This is a genomic window from Oribacterium asaccharolyticum ACB7 (assembly GCF_000238075.1).
Classification (GTDB): Bacteria; Bacillota; Clostridia; order Lachnospirales; family Lachnospiraceae; genus Oribacterium; species Oribacterium asaccharolyticum.
On sequence record NZ_JH414506.1, the window covers coordinates 261,354 to 284,915 of the forward strand.

The window sequence follows — 23,562 nt, forward strand, 5'->3', positions numbered from 1 at the left end:
TTCAGGGCTTCTCGCCAGAAAATCCCCCGCTTTTCTATTACAGTGCCTACACACCCTATCAAAAGTACATCGGCAAAAGACAAAATAATATTAATTTTTAATAATCCGGAGGGCTGTCCCCGTTTTTCACTGCAACCCGGTTTTTTTAGCCCTTTTTTGTTACAGGAATCCTGTGCTGAAAAAATATACGCTCCAATTCTTTGAGCTGCTTCTCTCCTTTCTTATCTCCGGGAAGGACAAGGAACTGATATACGCCTTTTTCTCTATGAAACTGCAAAGTATAGCTACCGCACCATCTTCCTCTGGTATAATAAATATGTACTCTCCTTATCTCTGAGAAGGGAACATCCCGTCTTCCTCTGAAGAAGAAACCGGCATGGACATATAAGGTATTCTCCGTAATATGGTAGCGATCCCAAAAATGCCCGCCGGTTTTCAGAATCGAAAGCCTTCTATAAAACCAAAGTAGCAGAAGAAATAGCAAAACCACATAAATCAGGGGAAAAAGGGGATGCCTTTCTATTGTATCTAAAACACTTTTCAAACCACTTAGCATACTTTTCCCCTTTTTTTCGAAAGTCTACTCCGGCGCCACTTGTTAAATGTTATATATTTCGGAAAACTATCCCCATTCCCTCACACCAACCCGGTGTTTTTTAAGTGCCTTTTTTAGCTCCTCGAGCTTCTGAAGACCTCTCTTATTCACTCCAATCATAAAGCACTTGGTAATTCCCTTCTTCCGCCGGATTTTTACGATATAGCGCCTGCCTCCTCTCCCGCTACCCTGGCTGATTTGCACGGACGCCATTTCCGAGAACGGCACTACGCGTCTTCCTATGCAGTAAAATGCAGCATGAATATAAAGAGTATCTCCTACGATATGAAACGGTTCCCAAAACTTCCCGCCGGTCTGTAGAATGGATATTCTCCGAAACAACCAAAAAGCGCAGACTGCCAACAGGAGATAATTAAACGGATTGAAAAGCGGATTCATCAACCACTCTTGCAGGGTAATAGAAAAATTTTCCAGTATCTCCGTCATCTCTTCCTGCCTTCCTTCTCAAAAGGGATATTCTTTTTCAAAAAACACATAGATAAAAGAACACGCATCTTAGTATCCCCATTTTCTTACGGCAATCCTGTGCTGAAAAAGTGCACGCTCCAAGTCTTTGAGCTGCCTCTTTCCTTTCTCATCTGCAGAAATAACAAAGCACTTAATCAGGCCTTTTTCTCTATGAATCTTCACGGTAAACCTTGCGCCCCCTTTTCCTCTGACATAATCAATGTCTACGGTCCTCATCTCCGAGAAAGGAACATCCCGCCTTCCTATACAGAAAAGCCCGGCATGAATATATAAGGTATCCCCCGTAATATGATAACTATCCCAAAAATGCCCGCCGGTTTTCAGAATCGAAAATCTTCGGTAAAGACAAAGCAGCTGAAGAAATAGAAAAGCCCCAAAGAGTAGGGAAAAAAAGGAATCTCCTGCCGTGGATTGAAAACCGGTTCTGAGATAATCCAGCCACTCAGTAAGCATCCTTATCACACTTTCTTTTCAAAGGTCTCCGGCGAATAGTAGACCACCTGTGTTCCTCCGTTTTCAAAGGAAAACGGAATATAGAGGAGATCTTTCATCGCTTCCATCAGACCTGCCTGCTTCTCTTTCTCCACATAGAAAAGTAAAAAGCCGCCTCCGCCCGCACCAAGGAGCTTTCCACCAAGCGCGCCCGCACGCATACCGATTGTATAAAGCTGATCTATGCTGTCCGTACTGATGCTTTTCGCTGTCCGCCGCTTTAACTCCCAGGTAGTATGGAGAAGGCGACCAAAATCATCCAGGTCTCTATCCTGATTGCAGAGAATGGATTCTCCCTCATTCACGAGTTCTTTCATATCCCGAAGAAGGGCAAGTTTGTCCTCCGGAGAACTGCTTTGATTCGCTTTCTGAATTTCAGAGGAAAAACGGGTGAAGCCGGTAAAGAAGAGCATCAGATTCTCATTGAGTTTCTTCTTTCGTTCCGGAGAAATCAGAACCGGACTCACCCGGTAGCCTTCGGCAGAGAAATCGATTCGATTCAATCCGCCGTAAGATGCCGCAATCTGATCCTGCCAGCCTCCCGCCTCGTTGCAAAGGACTCTCTCCAGATAAATCGCCTGATCCGCCAGGGTCTTCTTGTCGACATATTTTCCTTTTAGGGCATGGAAGGCATGGAGCATTCCGACCGCAAAAGAAGAGCTCGTTCCAAGCCCCGATCGTGCGGGCAAATCCGCCTCATACATCAGACGTATTTCCTGCATATTGAGCATCCGCATCGCTTCACGAATCGCCGGATGCTGAATTTCATCCAAACTGTTTACCCGCTCCGTCTTCGAGTAAGAAAGCTCCGTACTGTACTGGAAAAAAGGAGGCAAATGACGGACATTGACATAGCAATACTTATCAAAGCTCGTGGAAAGAACCGCGCCGCCACACTCCTTAAAATAGTCTTCCATATCCGTTCCACCGCCGAAAAACGACATCCTAAATGGGGTTTTTGTAATAATCAAGCTTTTTTCCTCCTATCATTCACTCCGATTCTGATGAATTCCATCCATTCTATATCTGAACCGCTTTCCGCTCTTATTCGGAGTTTTCCGGCAAATTCATTGTCTTCGAAACAACATAAATCGGCCTGTCCTTTATTTCTTCAAAAAGTAGTGCAATGTACTCCCCTATTATCCCTACTACAAAAAACAGAACCGCAAACATAAAGCAAAGCAGCACAACAATTGTGGCATAGCCGGACGGAGCTCCCTTTCTCGTAAGCAACGTATAAACCAGAAGGAGTATCCCCAAAAACATACTGCATCCCGAAGCGAAAATTCCGAGCTTCAGGGGAAGGTTGGAAAAGGATAAGAGGGTGTTACGTGAAAAAGCCCATAATTTTCGGAGAGAATAATGACTCTTTCCGCCCTGTCTCACTCCCGCCTCATACTCTATCTTTGTTTTGGAAAACCCTACCGACTGCACATAGCCTCTTAAATACCGCACCTTTTCCCGATAATACTTCTTTAAAACCTGCTGCACGGCGGAAGAGATGCCGAAGAAGTCGGAAGCATTTGCCTCAAAATGAAGAGGAGACAGATGATTCAATACCCAATAAAAGGCTGCAGAACTTAGATTCTTCAAGATTCCCGCAGAGGAATTCTTGGTCCTCACCATGGATACCACATGAAATCCCTCCTCATACTTTTCCAACATTTCCGGGATAAGCTCCGGAGAATGCTGCAAATCCGCATCCATAAAAATCAGAAAGTCCCCACTCGCATAATCCAATCCGGCTGTCATTGCGGCTTCATGACCAAAATTTCGGGAGAAATGAATGACTTTGACGAGCTCCGGATACTCCAAGGCCAGCCTGTCCAAAATCAAGGGACTTCTGTCCGTCGATCCGTCATCCACAAAGAGAATCTCCGTATGATATTTTTCTACTATTTTTTCACAAGCAGAGTCCTTCTTGCTCCCTGCACGACATGTATTTAAAACCGAAGAACAAGCCTCGAAAAAATTTTCCAGGCTTGCCTCTTCATTATATACAGAAACGATAATGCTACAGTTTTTCAAATCATCTCCTCATGTGCGGGTACCCTGTTCTCTTTCTTCGGCAGCATCTCATATCTCCCGTAAAGCATACGAAGCAAAGCATCATAGCCTTTCGGAATCGGTAGAGAATAGTTCTCAAATTTGGCCCGAAGCAAGGGTTTTTCCCAGGAATATCTGGAAATACAATACTGGAAATCCGGTTGGTAGTTGGAGAAATACAGAAACCTCTCCCCCTTTTCCGGGTTGGCTGTTACAGCCTTACGTTTTGCCTTTGTCTTCCTGCGTCTTCCCTCCGCCTGTGCCCATGCATCCTGCAGAGAGAAAAGAAAAGGCATGGAAAAGAGCCACCCAAGCTTGGACAATACGCTCACAAACAATCTGGACAAGCCCTTGTACTTCTTTAAATTCACCATCCTTCTATGCCCCATAGCAAGGCCGAAAATCAACTGTTGCCGGAAGGTATAAAACTTAGCCCAAAGAGCTTTCGCAGGCAAATCATCCAAGATAAAACAATCCACCCAAAGGTGATTCAATTTTCCCTCGTAAAATGTATCTCCTTCCGTTTTTTCAGATCTTCTCTCGGTGCTTAAGTCCACCACTCTCGGAACAAAGTCATAAAATGCTTTGCCTCCACGAAATGTATCCGGTAAAAGCAGTGCGAAGTTCGCAGGCAGTTCTTCCTGCGCCACTTTCGAAAACTTCTCCCAATCTTCTCTTAAAAAACAGAGATCCACATCGTCATCCCAAGGAATAAACCCTTTATGTCGAATTGCGCCAAGCAGCGTTCCTGCATCCAGGCGATAGGAAATTTGATGTTTTTCACAGATTCTATCAATCTCCAGAAGGATGCCCAGGCCCTTCTCCTGCTTTTCTTTTAAATCCATCGCTTCTCATCTCCGTTCTCGGAAATGCCGTCATTTCCGGCTACCTTTACAGCTTCGAATATCCTTTATATTTTCCGCCTATCTAGGACTTTCGCAGAAATACTATACTATATTTTCCGCCTATCTAGGGCTTTCGCAGAAATACCATACTATATTTTCCGCCTATCTAGGGCTTTCGCAGAAATACCATACTATATTTTCCGCCTATCTAGGGCTTTCGCAGAAAAAATGCTGAATCTGCTCTACACTGAACTTACGCATATCTTTCCCCTCGGACCATGCTTTATACCATGCCACGGTTTCCTTTACTGCATCTTTCACCGTGTACCGGGGCTCCCATTGAAAGGTTCTCCGCACCTTATTGGTATTCAGCTGAAGAAAACCTGCCTCATGCGGCGCATTTTTTTCCGACAAATTCTCCCAGGCCGCAGTTTCTCCCCAGAACTTGACAAAAAGATCCGTAAGTTCCCCCGTAGTGATGGCATCCTCCACACTCGGTCCTACATTGTAGTAGCCCGCAAAGCGCTTTCCTTGTTCATAGGAGAATTTCTCTTTACAGAGCCCCTTTACAAAGCCCGCCTGTCTCGCCGCAATCTCCAGATAGACCAGAAGCGGCTCTAAAACGTGTTGATAGGGACGAACGGAGTAAGGATTTCTTACACCGATTTTCTGTCCCCGCACGACTGCCCGCACCGCATCCGGAACAATCCGATCCTTTGCGAAATCTCCACCGCCGATGACATTACCGGCTCTTGCCGTGGAAATTCGCGGAAGTACACGCTGTCCATTCTCTTCCTTTTCCTCATTAAAGAAGGATTTCTGATAGCTGTGCGTCAGAATCTCCGAACAGGACTTGGAATTGGAGTAGGGATCGAAGCCGTCCAGTTTTTCTTCCTCCGTAAAGGCATGATGCTCCATGTCATTGTTCTCATAAACCTTATCCGTTGTCACATTCAAAACGGAACGGACAGAAGGGATATGCCGAATGGACTCCAGCAGATTCACGGTTCCCATAACATTGGTTTCGTAGGTTTCTCTCGGAAAAAGATAGGACTCCCGGACAATGGGCTGTGCCGCAAGGTGAAAAACCACCTCCGGATGCGCCCACTCCATCAGAGAACGAAGCTGCTCATAATTCCGCACGTCCCCTTCAAAGGAGTAGATCGGGGGCTTCGGGTACAGAATTGAAAAAAGTTCCCCCTCCTTCGCAGGAAGGCTGTATCCGTAGACTTCCGCTCCCAGTTCTTCCAGAAGAAGGGTGAGCCAAGACCCTTTGAAACCGGTATGCCCGGTCACAAAGACACGACGTCCCTTATAAAATTCTTTTAAATCATCAAACCCAATCATCTTACCACCTCTTCCAGGGTGCTTTTCCGCTTGCCCAGAGTTCTTCCAGGAGCTTCTTCTCCCGCTGCGTGTCCATGCACTGCCAGAAGCCCGGGTGATAGTAGCCGGCGAGCTTCCCTTCAGAAGCAAGTGCCTGCATCGTACTTTGTTCCAAAATCGTCCGATCATCCTGAAGATAACGGAAAATTTCCGGCTCCAGCACCATAAAACCGCCATTAATTACTGCGCCGTCCTTTTCTTCCTTCTCCCGAAAAGAATGGATGATTCCTTCCTGATCTACGTCAAGGACCCCTTTCTGCTGGGTAAGATTGACCATGGTAATGGTTGCCACCTTCCCTTTCTTCTTATGAAAATCCAAGAGTTCCTGCAAGTTTACATCCGAAACGCCGTCTCCGTAAGTCAGCATAAAAGGCTCATCATGCAAATACTTCTCTACCCGCTTGATACGACCGCCGGTCATCGTATGTAGTCCCGTATCCACTACGGTAACTTTCCAATCCTCCGCCTCACTGTTATGTACTTCCATGGTATTTCTTCCCATGTCAAAGGTAATATCCGCATTGTGCAGGAAATAATTGGCAAAATATTCCTTAATAACATACTGCTTGTATCCTGCCAAAATAATGAATTCATTTAACCCGTAGGACGAATAGTACTTCATGATGTGCCATAGGATAGGCATCTCTCCTACCTCAATCATAGGCTTCGGTTTTAAATGCGATTCTTCAGAGATTCTGGTTCCCAGACCTCCTGCCAAAATAACCACTTTCATCTGTTTTCTCCTCTATGTAAAGCATAGTTTAAAATTGCAAATCTCTACAGCGAAACTCCACTGAAAAATCAGACTGTTCCGCTTTTTTCTCGAACTTTATCAGTATACCATAAAAATATGCCTAAGGCGAAGCCCAAGAGAGACGGAACGAGCCAGGTCAGCCCCTTGTTAAATAGGGGGATATGACCTAAGAGAAACAGCAAACTATGACTGAAGGAGAAGTCCTTCAGTCCGCCCTTCAGGAGTATTTTCAAGGAATCCAGAAACGCAAAGGGAAGTGTAAAATAAATGCAATATCGGAAGACCTTGCCACTGAAATCATAAAAGCGCCCGAAAAGGCAAAGCACAATCAAGACCATACTCATGGGATAAATAAAGAAGAGAGCCGGCACACTGTAAGAAATGATTTTACTTAATCCTACATTCGATATTGCAAAGGAAAAGAAGGTGAAGAGACAAACATAAGCCTTGTATGGCAGACTCTTCGGAAACATTTCCACAAAGGCCATTGCCGTGGAAGTAATCAGCCCTACCGCAGTCTTTAAGCAAGAGAAGAAAATAATAACGGCAAGCAGTATTCCTCCATAACTTTTGAAATAGTACGTAGAAACCGAGTGCAAAACATCTCCTCCGTTTTCCTGCACGGAAAACACGGCACGACTCTGTGCACCTACTATGGCCAGCGCGAAGTAAATCACCACCATCATCCCTGCCGCCATAGCCCCGGAAAGCATCGTCACAAAAGGAATCTGTTCCGTTGCCCGGTTCTCTTCCCCGACTGCATTCTCCCCTTGTAGGGTACGAATGGTTTGAATCAGAATATTTCCGAAGGCCAAGGCCCCCACCACGTCCATGGTGTTATAGCCTTCAAATAAGCCTTTTAAGAGACTCCCTTCCTCATACCCTGCCGTGGCGGGAAAGGCTTCCATTTTCCCCATCGGGAAAATGAGCGCCGTAAGAAGCAAGACACTTAAGAAAAGAAGAAAGATAGGGTTTAAAACCTTTCCCACGTAAGTCAGCAGCTTTCCCGGCTTCAAGGATAAAACAAGGGCAATCCCGAAAAAGAGCAAACTGAAAAGAAAAAGCATCATTTTATGTGTATTTTCCGGCAAATAGGGTACCATCCCCACCTGAAACGGTACGGTGGCCGTTCTCGGGATAGCAAAAAGAGGACCAATACAAAGGTAGAGCAGGGTTGTAAAAAAGTAGGAAAATCTCTTTCCCACAAACCTTGCCATATCGGTCATACTGGAAGTCTTACTCACTGCCATTGCCACAACGGAAAGCAGGGGCAGACCCACTCCCGTAATACAGAATCCCAGACTTGCCAAGAGTGTTTCCATTCCTGCCTTCTGTCCCATGGAAACCGGAAAAATCAAATTTCCCGCTCCGAAAAGCATGCCAAAAAACATGGATGCCACAAATACCATTTCTCTAAAACCTATCTTTTTTTCCATAAACCTCTCCCTGCATCCCCTTGTAGAGCATGTAGAATCTTTTTCTATTTTTCATTCCATTCCGGATTTTTTGTGCCTGTTCATTCCGTACTTTACTAAACCGCTTAGAGAGTATAGCATGGAAGACTTCATTTGCCTATTTCCAAACGAGATATTGCGCCCTTCTCGAGCTGCAAGCGCTACAACTATGCGATTATCGCTCCTAGTCTGTTTTTTCCTTCCCTCGATATTTTGATTTATCTTTTTCTTCTTTTAACCGATTATCTATATGACGTGCACAGGCTGCCGGAGAATAGTCTCGACTTGCCTGTTTGAGAATCGGACTGTCGTTTTGTTCCATGCGGCAGTTTTTAAGGACTTTGGATTCACTTTCAAGGAGGAAAGCAAAATGAAACAAGCCAGAAGTCGGAAGAAGGGTGACTTCTTTAAAAAACTGAAGTTGAGTACCAGAATGTCTCTTTTTCTGGGTGTCATCACCTTCCTATTTTTAACTGCACTTTTATATTATCTGATTCATTCTTTTGAAATCACCATCGATAAAAAGATTGATGATAATCTAAGTGATAAGGCAAAGACGGCAAGCTCAGGCTTTGAGTCTGTCGTTTCCAATGTAGAGAGTATTTCGGATAACCTCCTCTATGGTGTTCAAATGATTTTAAGTGCCTCTCCCGAAACACCGGGAGCCGCACCGGTTAATCCTTGGAAGATTGCAACCGCGGAGGGAGAAGAGCCGGAACCTACTGCTCCTATGGGGCCTGTGACCCTTCGAAGCCAGATTGTAAACTCCGAAATCTCATACAGTAAACATGTAGGAGAAGTTTTTATCGTTAACTCCATCTACTCCTTATTAGAAGGAAACCCCGATGTTATCGGAGCGGGTGTTCTGATGGAGCCGAACGCCTTTCTCCCCAATGTGCGTGACTATTCTCCCTATATGACACAAAGCAGTAAAAAGGAAATGGTCCTTACGAACTATCAATATGAAGATATTGCGGATGAAGATTATTATCAGACTGTAAAAGAATCCAAGTCAAAATATGCGACTAATCTTTATACGGAAGAGGAAAATGGAGAAAAGTACACGGAAATGACCTTTAGCAATCCCATTATTGTAAACGGGGAATTTAAAGGAACCATCATCACGGATGTGAACGCTTCCGTATTGAGCACCATCCACCAGAAAGATGAAAACTTCCCGAGTATGTTTACCAATGTAATGGATGAAGGCGGCGTAATCTACAGTGAAAACCCGAATTTCAACGGTAGGGCATTAAAGGACATTTTACCGGAAAAAGCCATGTCTCAGATTCAATCCGGATTTGATACAGGAAAAGCCTTCAGTCGCAAAATTGTAAATGAACTCGGCGTGGAGAAAAGAGAGTTTTATAATCCCATTGACTTAAACGGAAGACTCTGGTGGGTTCGTCTTTCTATCACCGAGGCGGACTACGATCGAGAAGTGGATAGAATGGTCAATATGGGCATTCTTTTCGGCGTGCTCTGTGTTATCGTTCTTTGCATCATCACGACCGTGATTATTCGAAAGAGCCTCAAGCCCTTAAAGCTTGTATCCGATGCCGGAAAGAAACTTTCTAACGGTGATTTTGATATTGCGTTCAATTACAAGAGAGAAGATGAAATTGGAGAATTGATGCAGGCCATGAAGAGTGTAGTAGACCACATCCGCACCATTATCACCGACCTGTCCGAGAAACTCACAGAACTCTCACACGGTAACTTCGCTATGAATTTGGAAGACGAACACGGCTATTACCATGGTGCCTACCGCCCCTTACTGAACTCCCTTAAAGATATTACCGATGACTTATCCAATACCGTTTCAGAAATTTCGTCTTCCGCAGATCAGGTCAATAACGGTGCGGAGCAAGTCAGCAGCGCTTCTCAATCTCTGTCACAGGGTGCGACCGAGCAGGCTTCCTCTATTGAAGAGTTAAGCGCCACCATGAATGATATCTCCGATAAGATTAAGGATACCGCTCTCATGGCGGAAAAAGCCTCCTCTATGAGTAAAGATGCCGGCGCTGCCGTAAGTGAAAGTAATGACAAGATGAATGAACTGTCTTTGGCTATGCAAGATATTACCGAGAAGTCCAATGAAATCAGTAAGATTATCAAGACCATTGACGATATCGCATTCCAGACGAATATCCTGTCTTTAAATGCCGCTATTGAGGCGGCCAGAGCCGGAGCTGCCGGAAAGGGCTTTGCAGTTGTCGCGGATGAGGTCGGAAACCTGGCACAAAAATCCGCAAAGGCTGCACAAAATACCGGTGAATTGATTGCCGAAGCAATTGATGCTATTGCAAAGGGTGCCAAGATTTCCGATGAAACCGCCGTATCCCTTCAGAATGTCTCCGAAAGAACCACAACGATTAACCGGATTATTAAGGATATTGCAGCGGCTTCCGAATCCGAATCCGAAGGAATTACACAAATCAGCGTCGGAATGGATCAGATTTCCTCTGTTGTGCAAAGTAACACCGCAACTGCGGAAGAGTCTGCAGCCGCTTCGGAAGAGCTTTCCGGACAGGCGCAGATTCTCAATGACCTGATGAGTAAGTTCACCTTAAAATAAAAGGATCGGTGCTTTATCACATAGCACTCGTTAAACGAGATACCGCACGCTTTGCGAGCGATACTCGTTATGAACAAAGAGAAAAGTGTCGCACGGTAAACAGCGTGCGGCACTTTTTCTTTGTTCTATTTTGATTTCCGGCTTATAGGACAATTTTTTCCAGAATCTCCCCTATCGGAGCATGAATAGAGAGCTCCGCTCTCACCGCCCTTCCCGTCTCCGCTTTATTGATAAGCACAAGGTGCTTTCCCCGGAAATAATCGATAAAGCCTGCTGCCGGATAGACCACAAGAGAGGTCCCGCCAATAATCAGCGTATCCGCATTCGTAATCGCCGTAACGGCATCCTCTATCGTCTTACTGTCTAGACTTTCTTCATATAGCACCACATCCGGCTTGATGACTCCGTTGCAGGAACAATGGGGAACCCCATCCGACTCTTTGATAAACTTTGCAGGATAAAACTTGTGGCAACTAAGGCAATAGTTCCGGTGAATACTGCCGTGCAGTTCATAAACGATCTTACTTCCCGCCTTCTGATGCAGTCCGTCAATATTCTGTGTTACCACCGCTTTCAATTTTCCGGCTTGTTCCAGCTCCGCGAGTTTCCGATGTGCCGCATTCGGCTCCGCATCAAGACAAAGCATTTTTTCTTTATAGAAGCGATAAAATACTTCCGGCTTCGTAAGAAAAAAACTGTGGCTGATGATTTGTTCCGGCGGATAACTGTACTTTTCATGATAGAGCCCATCCTCACTCCGAAAGTCCGGAATTCCACTTTCCGTGGAAACACCCGCCCCGCCGAAAAATACGATATGCGCGCTTTCGTCTATGATTTCCTGTAAGGCGCTGATTTCTTGTTCATACATCCTATTTATGACTCCCTTCCGACAATGATTTCCGCCCTGCTCCTCTCGGCTACGCATGCCGTTCTTTACAATCTATAAAAAGAAACTGTAGAATAGACGCAGCTTTACAGTATTCTGCGGACTTTCTTTTCTATGCCACTATTATACACTTTACAAGGAGGAACGTTAATTATGGAGTTTCTATTTGTTGCAATGGGCGGTGCGATTGGTGCTATGGCAAGATATGCTATCAGTCTTATCCCGATTAAATCAGAATTTCCACTCTTAACTCTGCTTACAAATATTTTAGGCGCGATTCTAATCGGTTTTATTGTAGGATTTGCAAGCAATAGAGACAATATCTCCGGAAACACCGTACTTTTCTGGAAAACCGGAGTATGTGGCGGATTCACTACCTTCTCTACCTTCTCACTGGAAGCATTTCATCTAATGGAGCACAAGCAATACAGCCTAAGCGGAATCTATATCGCGCTGAGTGTTCTGTGCTGTCTCCTGGGAATCCTATGCGGAAACAGACTGGCGGCAATGATAAAGGGCTCCCTCTGTCCATGAAGTTAGGAATAGCACACCATGTCCATTCCTATCAACAAATATAGAACGAATAGTCGATATCTTTTTCTGCGCTGATATGATAAGCCTCTTCAACATCGCTGCCCCAACTGTCTATGCCACCGACTCCACGAACTGCACCATAGATGCACAATACCGTTCTTCTCGCCGGCGGTAATTCTTCGTGGTGTAAAGCATTCTCTATTTCACTTGCAGTATAGGGCAGACATGAAAAATCGAATTTTGCATCTGCCATTTCGATTCGAAGCGTATGCTGAGATCCATCCGTTTTGCTTCTATCCTGACTGGTACGACGTGTAACTTCAAGCCATTCCGTATCCATTCTCATACCACATTCCTGCGGCACGATATAGGGTGTCAAACTGAGATCGGTAACTTCAAATACGCCTTGTTGCGCACCCGCTTTTCGATCCGGATACGTCTCTCCTGACAATCCTTTATAAATATACTTTTCTGCAACTGTGGGCAGAATAAACCGCATGCCAAAAACCGGAAGTTCCGGAAGATCCTTCTTTCCATCATAGTGTACATCTACTTTGATTTTTCCGGACGGATTGACGGTATATGACACGATAACGGTCGTAGAGGGAACAGAAATGGTCTTATACAGATACTTGACCGTAATCTCATTTGCCGATACATCTCCACCATAGCTGTTGTTATCCGGTGCCTTACAATTCTGCACCGCTCCATCCATAATGACCGTAATGTCCTGACAATCAATAAACATATCCGCTGCTAGCCAATGACCACTTTTAATGTGAAATTTACTTCCTCTGTCGTTATCTGTCAAAGCCCTCCAAAATGTAGGCTTAGGGCACCGGAATAGCCATTCATATCCATCCTTCACTATCGATTCAAGCCCACCCTGGGCATAGGAAAAAATGTAACTAAACCCCTCTCCATGTACGCCAAGAGTAAAATCGCCATATACCACCCTTAATTTTTCATTATCTGTATAAGCCATAGTAATACCTCACTTCCTGCATTGCCGGTTTCTCTCTACGGTCTGCGAATAAAATACCATTTGCAGAAAATTCATAATCGGCAGGTCGATCTTCAAAATCACCGCCATAACGGAGAACATCCTTCCCTGTAACCGGATCTTTTACCAAGATTGCCTGATCTATGAAGTCCCAAATAAATCCGCCTTGATACAGGTCAAATTCATCAATCAGCTTCATGTAATCCCCAAGGCCGCCCATTGAGTTCCCCATATCGTGCATAAACTCGCATAAAATGTACGGCTTTTTCGGTTTATCACTTAAATATTCCGCTACATCCTTGGGGTTTGCGTACATCCTACTCTCAATATCTGAAATTGTATCTTCGTATGCTCTATTATAATAGGAACTTTCATAATGAACTAAACGTCCATCCTTCTTATCCTTAAAATAAACGTTCATAGCCTCGATGTCATCGCCTGCATAGGACTCATTTCCTAAAGACCAGAATAAAATCGAAGTATGGTTTTTAAAAGTTTCAAAGCTGGTTCTTGCACGATCCATAACAGCTTCTTTCCACTGGGGAATAGACCCCGGCACGTTGCAAGACGGTTCAATAGCACCGAGCTTTTGAAAACTTCCATGGCTTTCCAGATTGCACTCTGCCATGACATAAATTCCGGCTTCATCGCAAAGAAAATACCAGGGGATTTGATCCGGATAATGGCAGGTACGTACGGAATTGATATTATTTTTCAAAATACATGCTATATCGGAATGCATCTCCTCCATTCCGATGCATCTTCCGGTCTTTGGGCTCCATTCATGACGGTTAACCCCTGTGATGACGAGACGCTTTCCATTTAGATAAATGACCTTATCCATGATTTCTACTCTTCTAAAGCCAATATCATACGGTACAAGCTCCAGTAACTCTCCATTCTCGGCATTTTTTAACGCAATTGTTGCTTGATATAAATAGGGGTGGTGGTTATCCCAAGATTTAATTACGCCAACATCCGTATATATTTCTCCCGTGAGGTTTCCGTTTAAGCCTTGTAATGGAACACTGTTCTCCGCAACCACATTCCCTTCTCTATCTCTCAACACAAACTGCGCATGGACAGTGACTTGCTTTCGAGCAGATACTCTCATACTCACCGCTACACTTCCATGTTCATTGTCCGGGTTCAATACAGGCTTAAACCACACATCCTCCATATGGACATCCGGCACTGCTTTCAACGTAACATTTCTAAAGATTCCAAAGAAACGGAAGAAGTCCTGATCTTCCAAAAATGCCGCCGTACTCATTTTATGAACCTGTACGGCAAGGATATTATTTTTTTCACGAATATACGGTGTAAGATCAAACTCAGATGGTGTAAAACTATCCTCAGCGTAACCCACAAACTGCCCATTAATCCACAAATACATCGCTTCCTCTACTCCTTCGAAGCAAATGCGGATTCTTTTTCCAAGCATCGTCGGTTTTAAATCAAAATGTTTCAGATAAGAGCCCACAGGATTATAGCTCGCTTCCGAAAACATTCCTTCCTCTGCTCCCGTGCTGTCCAGGCTATACGCACCTCGGTGGTACTCTTTGCCTTCCCATGGATACATGGTATTGATATAGCGAATCTGATCATATCCGGCCAGTTCGATATGCCCTGGCACCATGATTTTATCAAAATCGGAAGCATCAAATCCCTCTTCATAAAAGTTGCCGGGCCTACTCGCTGCATTTTTGCTAAATGCAAAGTCCCACTGGCCATTCAGTGACTGGAACAAAGGGTTTTCCGGTTTTTCCATATCCGCATAATTCAGATAGTATGAATGGTCACTATGTGCATCCAATTGATTCACACGAAAAATTTCCGGATTATCCAACCATTTTATGCAAGCGTTCATAGGGCTCCTTTCTTTTTTGCAAACCTCTGATACCTATCCTCATTTCTGAATACACGATCGTAATCATCTTCCTCTTGATGATAAAACCAACCCGGACGAATAGAGTCTTGCTGACTTAGCTCCGCGGTGATTGCAGGATCCGTCATATCAGCGGCTACAACACTCCATTCACTCGGACGAACCTGTCAGGCTTCATTATAAAAACTATTTCTGTGAAAGTTATCGCATGTTTTTTGATGCATGCTTACATGACATGATCGTCGTTGCCAATTATATTAGATCACATTCTTAATACATTTTATGTTAGAAAACATTCCTGACACATCCTCAATTCTGTCAGAGGAGCAGAAGGAACTAATGCCTTGGTTGGAGGAATCACCGGAAAGCTGTAGAAAAAACAAAACAAGGTAAAGAAAAATCTGCCAGTCTAAAAAACAGCAGATTTTTTGAACGTACAGGTTATTTGTCATTTACTTTCAAAATCGTTTTCCCCTTCGATTTCCCCTGCTTTACTTTGTCTAAGGCTTCATTGACTTCTTCTAAGGAAAATACCGTATCCACCGAGGTTTCCAAGGGCCTCTCCGAAGAAAAGAGTTCTCCAATCTTTTCCAGTTGTGCTCCATCCTCATGGACAAAAAGGAAATCATAGCTCTGTCCCTTTTCCTCCGCCATCTTGTCATACTTCCTTCCGGCAAATCCGAAAAGGAGCTGCTTTAGGAAGGACAGACCTGCTCTTTTCGCAAATCTTCCGTTGGGCAGTCCTCTTAAGGACACAAGGCTTCCTCCCTTCTTTAATACTTTAAATTCATTGGGAAGTTCACGATCTCCAAGAGTATCCAATACATAATCCACATCCTTTAAGACATCGGCATAGTTTTCCTTTTTGTAGTCAATAAAGCGGTCAACACCCAGCTTCTCAACCCGTTCCGCATTGTCTCCACTACCGGTGGTATAGACGGTAAGTCCAAGGCTTTTCGCAATGGGAATGGCCATGGCTCCAAGGCTTCCTGTTCCGCCGGATATAAAGACGGATTCTCCGGCCTTAGGCTGCATGATTTCAAAGGCCTGCATAGCGGTTAAGGCGGTTAAAGGCACGGTTGCCGCCTCATCATAGGAAAGGTAATCCGGAATAGGAGCCAAAGCCCCTTCCTCTACCGCTGCATATTCCGCAAAGGCACCGATCTTGGAAAGGGGCATTCTACCGTATACCCGATCCCCTGCCTCAAAATGCTTTACGGCGGAACCTACGGCTTCCACCTGTCCCGCAAATTCATTTCCCATAATCAAAGGCAAGCTATAAGGTACAATCAGCTTGACCTCTCCCCGAATAATCATATTGTCCAGGGGATTTACTGCTGCGGTAAAAACCTTAACCAAGACTTCCTTTTCCCTTGGACTTGGCTTTTCCACCTCTTGTATCTCCAGTTTTCTTCCATTCTTATCATAATTTGTTAAAACCGCTGCTTTCATTTGCTTTCCCCTACTCTTTCTCTTTTAACTCTTTTCTCATGGCATTCACACAATCTTCCAGACTCATACCGGCAAGTTTTTCTTCCATCTCTTTTTCCATCCTGTTGAACATCCCCTCTAAGGTGGGCTTGATATTCCGCCCCACAATACATTCATCATTGGGATTTTGGTGAATATCAAAGATATGGACTTGATTCACTTCCATAATGCTTTTATAAATTTCCAGTAAGGAAATCTCCCTTGCCGGCTTTAGCAGACGAAATCCGCTAATTCCCTTACGCCCTTCAATGATTCCTACCTTACTGAGCCTTGTGGTTAACTTCCTAATATAACTGGCATTGGTTCCCACGCTGTTCGCGATCTGCTCGGAATTCACCGGTGTTTCCGACTCGGATATCATAATCAGGGAATGAATTGCTGAAGAAAATTTTGTATCCATCTTAGTCCTCCAATTGGTACGTTGCGATATATTCTACATTTTCCGCTGTGGAAACTCTGCCTTCTGATAAGTTCTGACACTGACTCTGTTCTTTATTGTGCTGTTCATTTCCTACTACTCTATATCCCGATTTAAATGTATTTGTATCTGATACATTTACTTTATAGCTGTTTTCTTCCTTTGTCAACTGTTTTTCTCTTACTTTGAAATACTCCCATACTGTCCTACACCGCTTTAAGTAGTTCTCCTCATTTCATTGACAAGAATGATTAGAATGGTTAGAATAATTAGAATGGTTAGAAAGAATTGGTATTCTTGAAATGTTTGGAAGTCAATAAAAATGGAGCAACCGGACAAGAATGTTGGAAACTCTAAAGAAATTCGGAAGGTGAGAAAATGACTTTTCAAGAAACGGAAAAAGTTGCGCTAAAATCAATCGTGCAGGAGGATATCAAAAAAGAAATTCTTGCTTTTGCCAACTGTAATGGAGGCACTGTTTATGTGGGTGTTTCTAATCACGGGGAAATCTTGGGATTAGAGGACATAGACGCCTCTACTCTACAAATTTCCAACATGGTACGGGACAGTATTAAACCGGATATCACCATGTTTATTCATTATGAAGCGCTGGAATACGAGGGAAAATCAATCATTGCCATTCATATCCAAAGGGGAATCAATCGCCCATACTATTTATCCAAAAAAGGCCTTCGTCCTGAAGGAGTCTATGTAAGGCAAGGGCATTCTGCCGTCCCCGCAAGTGATACAGCCATCCGGCAAATGATTAAAGAAACCGATGGTGACAGTTTTGAAGAGATGCGTTCCATAAATCAAGAATTAAGTTTCGATGCGCTAAAGCAAGAATTTGAAACTCGTAAGATTCCTTTCGCACAGGCACAAATGCAAACGCTCCACATACAGTCCACCGACAAGCTTTACACAAATCTTGGATTGCTGCTATCCGATCAATGCCCCTATTCCATTAAAGTTGCCGTTTTCGAGGGGAATACACAAAATATCTTTAAAGACCGAAGAGAATTTTCCGGTTCAATTATGCGACAGCTTCATGATGTATATGACTATATCGACTTCCATAATCAAGTCCATGCAAGCTTTCATAAGCTACTGCGTATTGACAATAGAGACTATCCGGAAGTGGCAGTCCGGGAAGCACTTCTCAACTCTCTTGTCCATCGGGATTACTCTATCCACGCTGACACCCTCATCAGCATTTACAGCAATCATATGGAGTTTGTCACTTTGGGCGGGCTACTCCCCGGCTTGGAACTCGATGATATAAAAATGGGAATTTCTGTTTGCAGAAACCCTCAACTGGCCAATGTATTCTATCGTTTGCAATTCATAGAAGCCTATGGAACCGGCATAAAAAAGATTATGGACAGTTACCTCGGAAAAGGGAAGCAGCCCTCCATCATCTGTAGCAATAATGCCTTTAAAATCGTCCTTCCCAATACCAATGCAGGGCAAATCGTAAAAGAGGATAGTGTCTACTATTCTTTAGATTCCTCTTCCGTAGCGCCCCCTGCTACGCTTCCATCTGCTGAAGAGCAAATCCTACAAGCCCTTTCCGTGCAGAAAGAAATTACAAGAAAAGAAGTACAAGAGCTATTGGAAGTCAGCCAGTCTACCGCCGGCCGTATTCTAAAAACCATGGTAAATCGAGGGCAAATCATTAAACTGGGCGGTAGTCTTACGACACGCTATAAGACAAACCTGTAAAACGATATCCTTAGGCTTTTTTCCTCACAAAGATATATTCCTTTTCCGAAGATAGCTCCTCGGAAAAACGGTATCCCATGACGGAGAAATGCTTGATGCCCTCCGGCTCTTCCACTCGGTTCTCCGCCATGAAACGCACCATCTCTCCGCGTGCCATCTTACAGTACACTCCCTTTTGAACAAGCTTCCCCTCTTGCTCTTCAAAAAAATTGCAGCTGATATAGCGGTCACTCGGCTGCAAATACTTTTCTATACATTTTGAATACTCTTTTGAAGCCAAATTGATGATGATTCCGCTACTGTCGCGGACTTCCTTATAGAGCCTGTCCCCCCAGTAGTCATAGAGATTTTTCGCGCCGTCCACCTCGAGCTTTGCCTGCATCTCCAGGCGATACGGCGTAACCCCGTCCATTGGCCTTACAATACCGTAAAAGCCGGAAAGAATTCGAAGATGTTCCTGCACATAGCTGAGCATCTCTGTCTCAAAAACAGTTGGAGCCATATATTGATAGGCAATTCCGTCATAGGAAAGAATCGCCGGTGTGAGTTTTTCTCTTAAATCCATCGACGAAAGACGCTCTATATTTTGCTCGGTAATCTTCTCATTACAGGCCCAAAGCGCCTTTAGTTCCGAAAAGGATTTTTCTTTCAGACTATCCTTGATTTTCTCGGCACCGGAAAGAAAAACGGGCAAATCCCGGTAAGCCGGCCCATTTTCATCATGCTGCATCTTTTTTGCAGGAGAAAGAATGATTCGCATATCAGCTAAGTTCTCCCAGCATCTGTTCAGGATTGTCAGCCGCCTTCACCTTGTCAAAGGCTTTGGCAATCTTTCCCTCTTCATCAATCAAATACGTTGTACGCACTACACCCATATAGGTCTTACCGTAGTTCTTTTTCTCCTGCCATACATCATAGGCCTGAATTGCCACAAGTTCCGGATCGGAAAGAATCGTAAAGGGCAGGCCGTATTTCTCTTCAAACTTCTTATGAGATGCCACGCTGTCCTTACTGATTCCGAGAACCACAGCCCCCTTCTCTATGAACTGCGGATATCTCTCCGCAAAGCCGCAGGCCTGCTTCGTGCAGCCCGGGGTGTTGTCCTTCGGGTAAAAATATAAAATAACCTTCTTTCCTCTGTAATCTGACAGAGAGTGCCTGTTTCCGTTCTGATCCGGGAGTGTGAAATCCGGTGCCTGTGTTCCTACTTCTAACATAATATTTCTCCTATCTCTTCTTTCTCTAATACAGCTTTAGCTGTTTATTCCCGATGAATTTTCCTTTCGAAAATCCACCGCCCTTTTCTTTAACTTAGCATAGTTTATCCTACAAAAAAAGCGGTAACGACCGTATTCATCCGTACCGCTTTTCTGCCTGTTCTCAGCGGGAATCGAACCCACAACTAGTGCTTAGGAGGCGCTTGTTATATCCATTTAACTATGAGAACGCGATTTCTCTTTTATTTTAGCATAGGATGGGAATCTGTCAATTCCAAAACGAGGTACCGCACGCTGCAAAACGCGATGCCGTACGCTGCGCGAGCGATACTCGTTATGAAGAAGCGCCTCCTGAACAGGAGGCAACTCTTCCCCTATTTCCCATAAAAACAGTTCAGTTTCCGCTCCTTAAGAATGGAAAAAGCCTTTAGAATTCTCTCTTTTCCATGGCGATATTCGTAGAGTCTTTCCAGCTCTTCCTCGTCCATTTCCTCGATTCGATTCACAGAGTGAAGCATCGTTTCATAGTGGAGCCTGCGATAAGGTGCCTTCAGAAGTTCCGTTTTCGCGGTATGGAGGGTGCCGCCTAAGAAGAGAAGAGTGATTCCTATGGAAATGATTCGGAGCAGTGCCCTCCTCGGTTCAGCTTTCTTATCCACATCTCCTGCAAGTTTTACGCTCTCCGCATTCTCATCTTTCTTTACTTTCTCACCTTTCTTCCTATCCTCTATTTCCCTATCCCTATTTCTTTTTTCCACCCTCACTTCCTGTCCTCCCGCTGTTTTCAGATATAAAAGAAGCAAAGCCCCGAGTAAGGCACTCTGATACTGGAGCGCATAACGGCTCTGCACGGCATATTCCGGGCGGAGAAAAATGTATCTGGACAGAAAAACCAGGGCAAAGCTAAGGAGACCATGGAGAAGAAGAAGTGCCGGAAAAATACCTGTCAGACTCTTGTCCTTCTCTTTTTCCGGAATACAGTCGTCGCTCGAACCCTTTTCTCCGAAAAATAAATCCTTCAAGAAGAGAAGCGCCATTAGAAGGAAAAAGAGAAGAATCAAGCCACCGAGCAGAAAGAGTTGCTTTCCCTGTACTGCCCCGCTCGACAGCCATTCCTCCAGATTCTCTCCGGAAAAAAGAAGGGAAGAGAAGCCGAAGCCGAAAAACTTCAGTACAAAGGTCATTTTCGTGAACAACACTTCCTTCAGAGAAATGCTTTTCGCCCCGGCATACTCATAAACCGCATAATGATTACTCAGAAAATAGAGGAAGGTCGAAACAAAGCTCGAAAGAAGCAAAACAAGGCTCCCTCTTTTGTCCCGGATTTTACCGGCTAAGAACAAAAAGAAAAGAGAGAGAATGGTCGCACCGTAAACTGCAATAGCATAAGGCCCTCCCGTAAGTAGGAAGAGGAAGGGAAAAACGGAGAGCGATAAAAGGGAACTGCCCTTTCCGACTCTTTCAGAAAGGAGATAGAAGAAGAGATAAAAAAGTGCAAAAGAAAGAAAATGGGCATACCCCGAGCCGTTGAGAAGCATTTCCCACTTATTTAAGCTGTAAAAAATGAGTAAAAGCGAAACGCTGAAAAAAACGCCTGTTCTCCTCTTTGCCATAAAGAGAAGGATCGGAATACTCGTAAGAAACAGACCAAAAAGCCCAAGAAACCGGTCAAAAGTAATGGAATAATGGAAAAAAGCGATATTGATTTCCCGAAAAAGGAAGCTCACGGGTATTCTCGTCAAGATATCCTTCGTCAGTAAATCACGGAAAGAAAAAGGCTCTCCCAAATAGGAATTCGTCAGGCGGATATAGTCGGAATAGACGATATCCGCGCTGGCGGACAGGATATAAAAACCGAGAAACACTGTGCAAAGGATGGAAACGAAGAGAAGGAATGAAGCGCGGAACTTTTCTTTACTCATGGAAAACCTCCCCCGTAATATCCCTGTAGGCTCTTTGTTCCGCCACTTCCTCGAGAACCAGGCTGTTCTTCCGGTTCGCATCCTTCGGAAGCCTTGTCAAATCCTGTATAAAATGAATCTTCGTACCGTGTCCGCTGAAATCCTCGTCAAACACCTGAAAGAAGGTATCTCCGTAGAACTTACTCATCTTGTATTTATTTTCCAAAATATAAACCTGCTTCCCGAGAACGCCCTCTCTGCCATACTTTTCTATCGTCTCCTCTGCAAGCGAATTCATGCGATCCTGATCCTCCCAGAAATAAATCTGCGGAAAATAAGAGCGATAGTAGCGCTCCACCGGAAGGCGTAGGCAAATAAACGCCAGGCAGAAAATCGTACCGAGCGGCAGCCTGCTCACGCCCAGCAAATACGAAAAATAGAGGAGAGAAGCCGCAAAACTCACATAAACCCAGCGCATTTCCACGCGAATCGTCACGGAAGAAGAACCGATACATAACGCAATAAAAAGCAAAAAGAGAATATTGTTTCCAATAAAGCTGCGAAGGCGGGCGAGTTTCACGCGCTTCTGCTCTTTTCCCACACCCACATTACTCTCCGTGCTACTTTTTGTTCTGCTTTCCGTGTTCGTTCCTGTAATACCGTCCGTGCTCACCGCTATGCTGTTCCCTGTACTTTTCTCCGTCTTAAAAATACGGATCAGTGCAAAAATCAGGGAGAGCAGTACCGTGAAAGCCAGTACGGCAATCGATGCATAGACCAGTTTCCGTATATCCGGACTAACCTTCTCCCAAGGGATTCCGTTTAGGTGTTCCGGTCCCTTCTGGAAGCCGAAGATATAGTAGACTTCCGCGAAGGCATTTTGGAGGGCATCGGTAAGTTTAAAGCTTTCCGTAACTTCCGTGCCTCCCGTCCCCTTAGGAATGAAAGAGCCAATGGCAAACTTACGGATAGCATAAAAAAGATAAGCTTGGGCAAGAGGAAGAAGAAAAAGAATGCACGAAGTAAAAACGATATTTTTTCCCTCTTTCTTTTTTTCTTTTCCTGCTTCATTTCCTCTCGTTTCCGATTTCTCTTGCTCTGTTCCTTTATATTCTGTTTCTGCATTATTTCCTCCTGTTGAAGTAGCCTTAACGGCCGTGTTCTTTCCTACCCTTCCTCTAAAAAGCAGCGGGACATAGAAAAGGGGGAGTAAAGCAATATATCTTTCGTGTGTAAAGACTAGTAAGAAGAAAAAGAGATGGGAAAGCACAAGGTTTCGTACAAAATGCCTTTCTTCATTTAACTGCAAGTAAAGGAAATAGAGCGTAATCAGGGAAAAGCCCAGCGCCAAGGTTTCCAGTATTCCCAGCGCCTGTGCAATCTGGTAATACGCAAAGTGAGCAGACAGAAAAATAATCCCCAAAGAGAAAGAAACAATTTTCTTTCCCTTCGAAACCACCCAAGAAAAATAACACAGGAAACAGGCCAAAAGGCCATTCAATGCCACATTAAAGTACCAGTAGCGGTTTGGATCATTTCCCACAAAGACCATCTCAATATAGCTGAGAGCCCAGTACACCGGACGAAACCGCACTGCATTTCCGATAGGGAAACTGAACGTAAAGAAATCCTGCTCCCGGAAAAAAGAAAAGAGATAAAGGTCATCCATGTATAAGGCCTTAATATGAATATGCCGATTGACATAGAAGGCAAAAATCATCAGTGCACAAAAACTGCAGAAGAGAAAAAGAACAGTAAAGATTCTCTCCCTTTTTTTCTTCCTGCTTGCATCATCCTGCAAGTGATAATTCTCGGGCATTCTACGATTCTCTTCTGTACTATCCTTTCCTTGCATGCCATCCC

21 protein-coding genes and 1 tRNA gene are annotated in these 23,562 nt (G+C 44.3%); 3 read left to right on the forward strand and 19 right to left on the reverse strand.

The window, feature by feature from the left end; translation table 11 throughout:
- Nucleotides 1-145: 145 nt before the first annotated feature.
- From HMPREF9624_RS09045 to brnQ, 9 genes are all read right to left on the reverse strand, one after another.
- Nucleotides 146-556 (reverse strand): PH domain-containing protein, encoded by a 411-nt coding sequence (locus tag HMPREF9624_RS09045; protein WP_009537472.1) that lies wholly within the window; start codon nt 554-556, stop codon nt 146-148.
- A gap of 66 nt (nt 557-622) precedes the next feature.
- The gene (locus HMPREF9624_RS09050) at nt 623-1,042 is read right to left on the reverse strand and encodes a hypothetical protein (RefSeq protein ID WP_009537473.1); all 420 of its coding nucleotides are present in this window, start codon (nt 1,040-1,042) and stop codon (nt 623-625) included.
- Nucleotides 1,043-1,111: 69 nt separating this feature from the next.
- Complete coding sequence (locus HMPREF9624_RS09055) at nt 1,112-1,537, reverse strand: hypothetical protein (protein ID WP_036595056.1); 426 nt, start codon at nt 1,535-1,537, stop codon at nt 1,112-1,114.
- A gap of 5 nt (nt 1,538-1,542) precedes the next feature.
- Nucleotides 1,543-2,547, reverse strand: coding sequence for a GHMP family kinase ATP-binding protein (locus HMPREF9624_RS09060; protein WP_009537475.1), 1,005 nt, complete (start codon nt 2,545-2,547; stop codon nt 1,543-1,545).
- Nucleotides 2,548-2,620: 73 nt separating this feature from the next.
- A complete protein-coding gene (locus tag HMPREF9624_RS09065; protein ID WP_009537476.1) occupies nt 2,621-3,604 on the reverse strand; it encodes a glycosyltransferase family 2 protein in 984 nt (327 codons plus the stop codon).
- Nucleotides 3,601-4,467, reverse strand: a complete 867-nt coding sequence (locus tag HMPREF9624_RS09070) for a LicD family protein (RefSeq protein WP_009537477.1) — start codon at nt 4,465-4,467, stop codon at nt 3,601-3,603. The genes HMPREF9624_RS09065 and HMPREF9624_RS09070 overlap by 4 nt, the downstream gene beginning before the upstream one ends.
- A gap of 204 nt (nt 4,468-4,671) precedes the next feature.
- The gene (gene rfbG, locus HMPREF9624_RS09075; protein WP_009537478.1) at nt 4,672-5,814 is read right to left on the reverse strand and encodes a CDP-glucose 4,6-dehydratase; all 1,143 of its coding nucleotides are present in this window, start codon (nt 5,812-5,814) and stop codon (nt 4,672-4,674) included.
- 1 nt (nt 5,815) lies between these two features.
- The gene (gene rfbF, locus HMPREF9624_RS09080; RefSeq protein ID WP_009537479.1) at nt 5,816-6,586 is read right to left on the reverse strand and encodes a glucose-1-phosphate cytidylyltransferase; all 771 of its coding nucleotides are present in this window, start codon (nt 6,584-6,586) and stop codon (nt 5,816-5,818) included.
- A 68-nt stretch (nt 6,587-6,654) separates the two neighbouring features.
- On the reverse strand, nt 6,655-8,043 hold the full coding sequence (brnQ, locus tag HMPREF9624_RS09085; protein WP_009537480.1) for a branched-chain amino acid transport system II carrier protein: 1,389 nt from the start codon (nt 8,041-8,043) through the stop codon (nt 6,655-6,657).
- 388 nt (nt 8,044-8,431) lie between these two features.
- Here brnQ and HMPREF9624_RS09095 point away from each other — a divergent pair, with 388 nt between their 5' ends.
- Entirely contained in the window at nt 8,432-10,639 is a 2,208-nt protein-coding gene (locus HMPREF9624_RS09095; protein WP_009537481.1) for a methyl-accepting chemotaxis protein, read from the forward strand.
- Nucleotides 10,640-10,781: 142 nt separating this feature from the next.
- Here HMPREF9624_RS09095 and HMPREF9624_RS09100 read toward each other — a convergent pair whose 3' ends face one another.
- The gene (locus HMPREF9624_RS09100; RefSeq protein WP_009537482.1) at nt 10,782-11,507 is read right to left on the reverse strand and encodes an NAD-dependent protein deacylase; all 726 of its coding nucleotides are present in this window, start codon (nt 11,505-11,507) and stop codon (nt 10,782-10,784) included.
- Between the two features lie 171 nt (nt 11,508-11,678).
- Here HMPREF9624_RS09100 and crcB point away from each other — a divergent pair, with 171 nt between their 5' ends.
- Complete coding sequence (gene crcB / locus HMPREF9624_RS09105; RefSeq protein WP_009537483.1) at nt 11,679-12,059, forward strand: fluoride efflux transporter CrcB; 381 nt, start codon at nt 11,679-11,681, stop codon at nt 12,057-12,059.
- A 31-nt stretch (nt 12,060-12,090) separates the two neighbouring features.
- Here crcB and HMPREF9624_RS09110 read toward each other — a convergent pair whose 3' ends face one another.
- The 4 genes from HMPREF9624_RS09110 to HMPREF9624_RS09130 form a co-directional block, all read right to left on the reverse strand.
- Nucleotides 12,091-13,044 (reverse strand): beta-galactosidase small subunit, encoded by a 954-nt coding sequence (locus HMPREF9624_RS09110; RefSeq protein WP_009537484.1) that lies wholly within the window; start codon nt 13,042-13,044, stop codon nt 12,091-12,093.
- Nucleotides 13,028-14,932 (reverse strand): glycoside hydrolase family 2 TIM barrel-domain containing protein, encoded by a 1,905-nt coding sequence (locus HMPREF9624_RS09115; protein WP_009537485.1) that lies wholly within the window; start codon nt 14,930-14,932, stop codon nt 13,028-13,030. Before HMPREF9624_RS09115 ends, HMPREF9624_RS09110 begins: the two co-directional genes overlap by 17 nt.
- A 459-nt stretch (nt 14,933-15,391) precedes the next feature.
- A complete protein-coding gene (locus tag HMPREF9624_RS09125; RefSeq protein WP_009537486.1) occupies nt 15,392-16,402 on the reverse strand; it encodes an NADP-dependent oxidoreductase in 1,011 nt (336 codons plus the stop codon).
- Between the two features lie 10 nt (nt 16,403-16,412).
- On the reverse strand, nt 16,413-16,841 hold the full coding sequence (locus HMPREF9624_RS09130) for an Rrf2 family transcriptional regulator (RefSeq protein ID WP_009537487.1): 429 nt from the start codon (nt 16,839-16,841) through the stop codon (nt 16,413-16,415).
- Between the two features lie 396 nt (nt 16,842-17,237).
- Here HMPREF9624_RS09130 and HMPREF9624_RS09140 point away from each other — a divergent pair, with 396 nt between their 5' ends.
- Nucleotides 17,238-18,581, forward strand: a complete 1,344-nt coding sequence (locus HMPREF9624_RS09140) for an RNA-binding domain-containing protein (RefSeq protein WP_009537488.1) — start codon at nt 17,238-17,240, stop codon at nt 18,579-18,581.
- 10 nt (nt 18,582-18,591) lie between these two features.
- Here the strand turns inward: HMPREF9624_RS09140 and yaaA are convergent, their stop codons facing one another.
- The 5 genes from yaaA to HMPREF9624_RS12030 form a co-directional block, all read right to left on the reverse strand.
- On the reverse strand, nt 18,592-19,341 hold the full coding sequence (gene yaaA / locus HMPREF9624_RS09145; protein WP_009537489.1) for a peroxide stress protein YaaA: 750 nt from the start codon (nt 19,339-19,341) through the stop codon (nt 18,592-18,594).
- A 1-nt stretch (nt 19,342) separates the two neighbouring features.
- Nucleotides 19,343-19,798 carry a thioredoxin-dependent thiol peroxidase gene (bcp, locus tag HMPREF9624_RS09150; protein ID WP_009537490.1) on the reverse strand — a complete coding sequence of 152 codons (456 nt, stop codon included), beginning with the start codon at nt 19,796-19,798 and terminating at the stop codon, nt 19,343-19,345.
- Nucleotides 19,799-19,956: 158 nt separating this feature from the next.
- A tRNA-Arg gene (locus HMPREF9624_RS09155) sits at nt 19,957-20,028 on the reverse strand.
- A gap of 144 nt (nt 20,029-20,172) precedes the next feature.
- Nucleotides 20,173-21,720 carry a hypothetical protein gene (locus tag HMPREF9624_RS09160; RefSeq protein ID WP_009537491.1) on the reverse strand — a complete coding sequence of 516 codons (1,548 nt, stop codon included), beginning with the start codon at nt 21,718-21,720 and terminating at the stop codon, nt 20,173-20,175.
- Nucleotides 21,713-23,554, reverse strand: coding sequence for a hypothetical protein (locus HMPREF9624_RS12030; RefSeq protein ID WP_009537492.1), 1,842 nt, complete (start codon nt 23,552-23,554; stop codon nt 21,713-21,715). The genes HMPREF9624_RS09160 and HMPREF9624_RS12030 overlap by 8 nt, the downstream gene beginning before the upstream one ends.
- Nucleotides 23,555-23,562 lie beyond the last annotated feature (8 nt).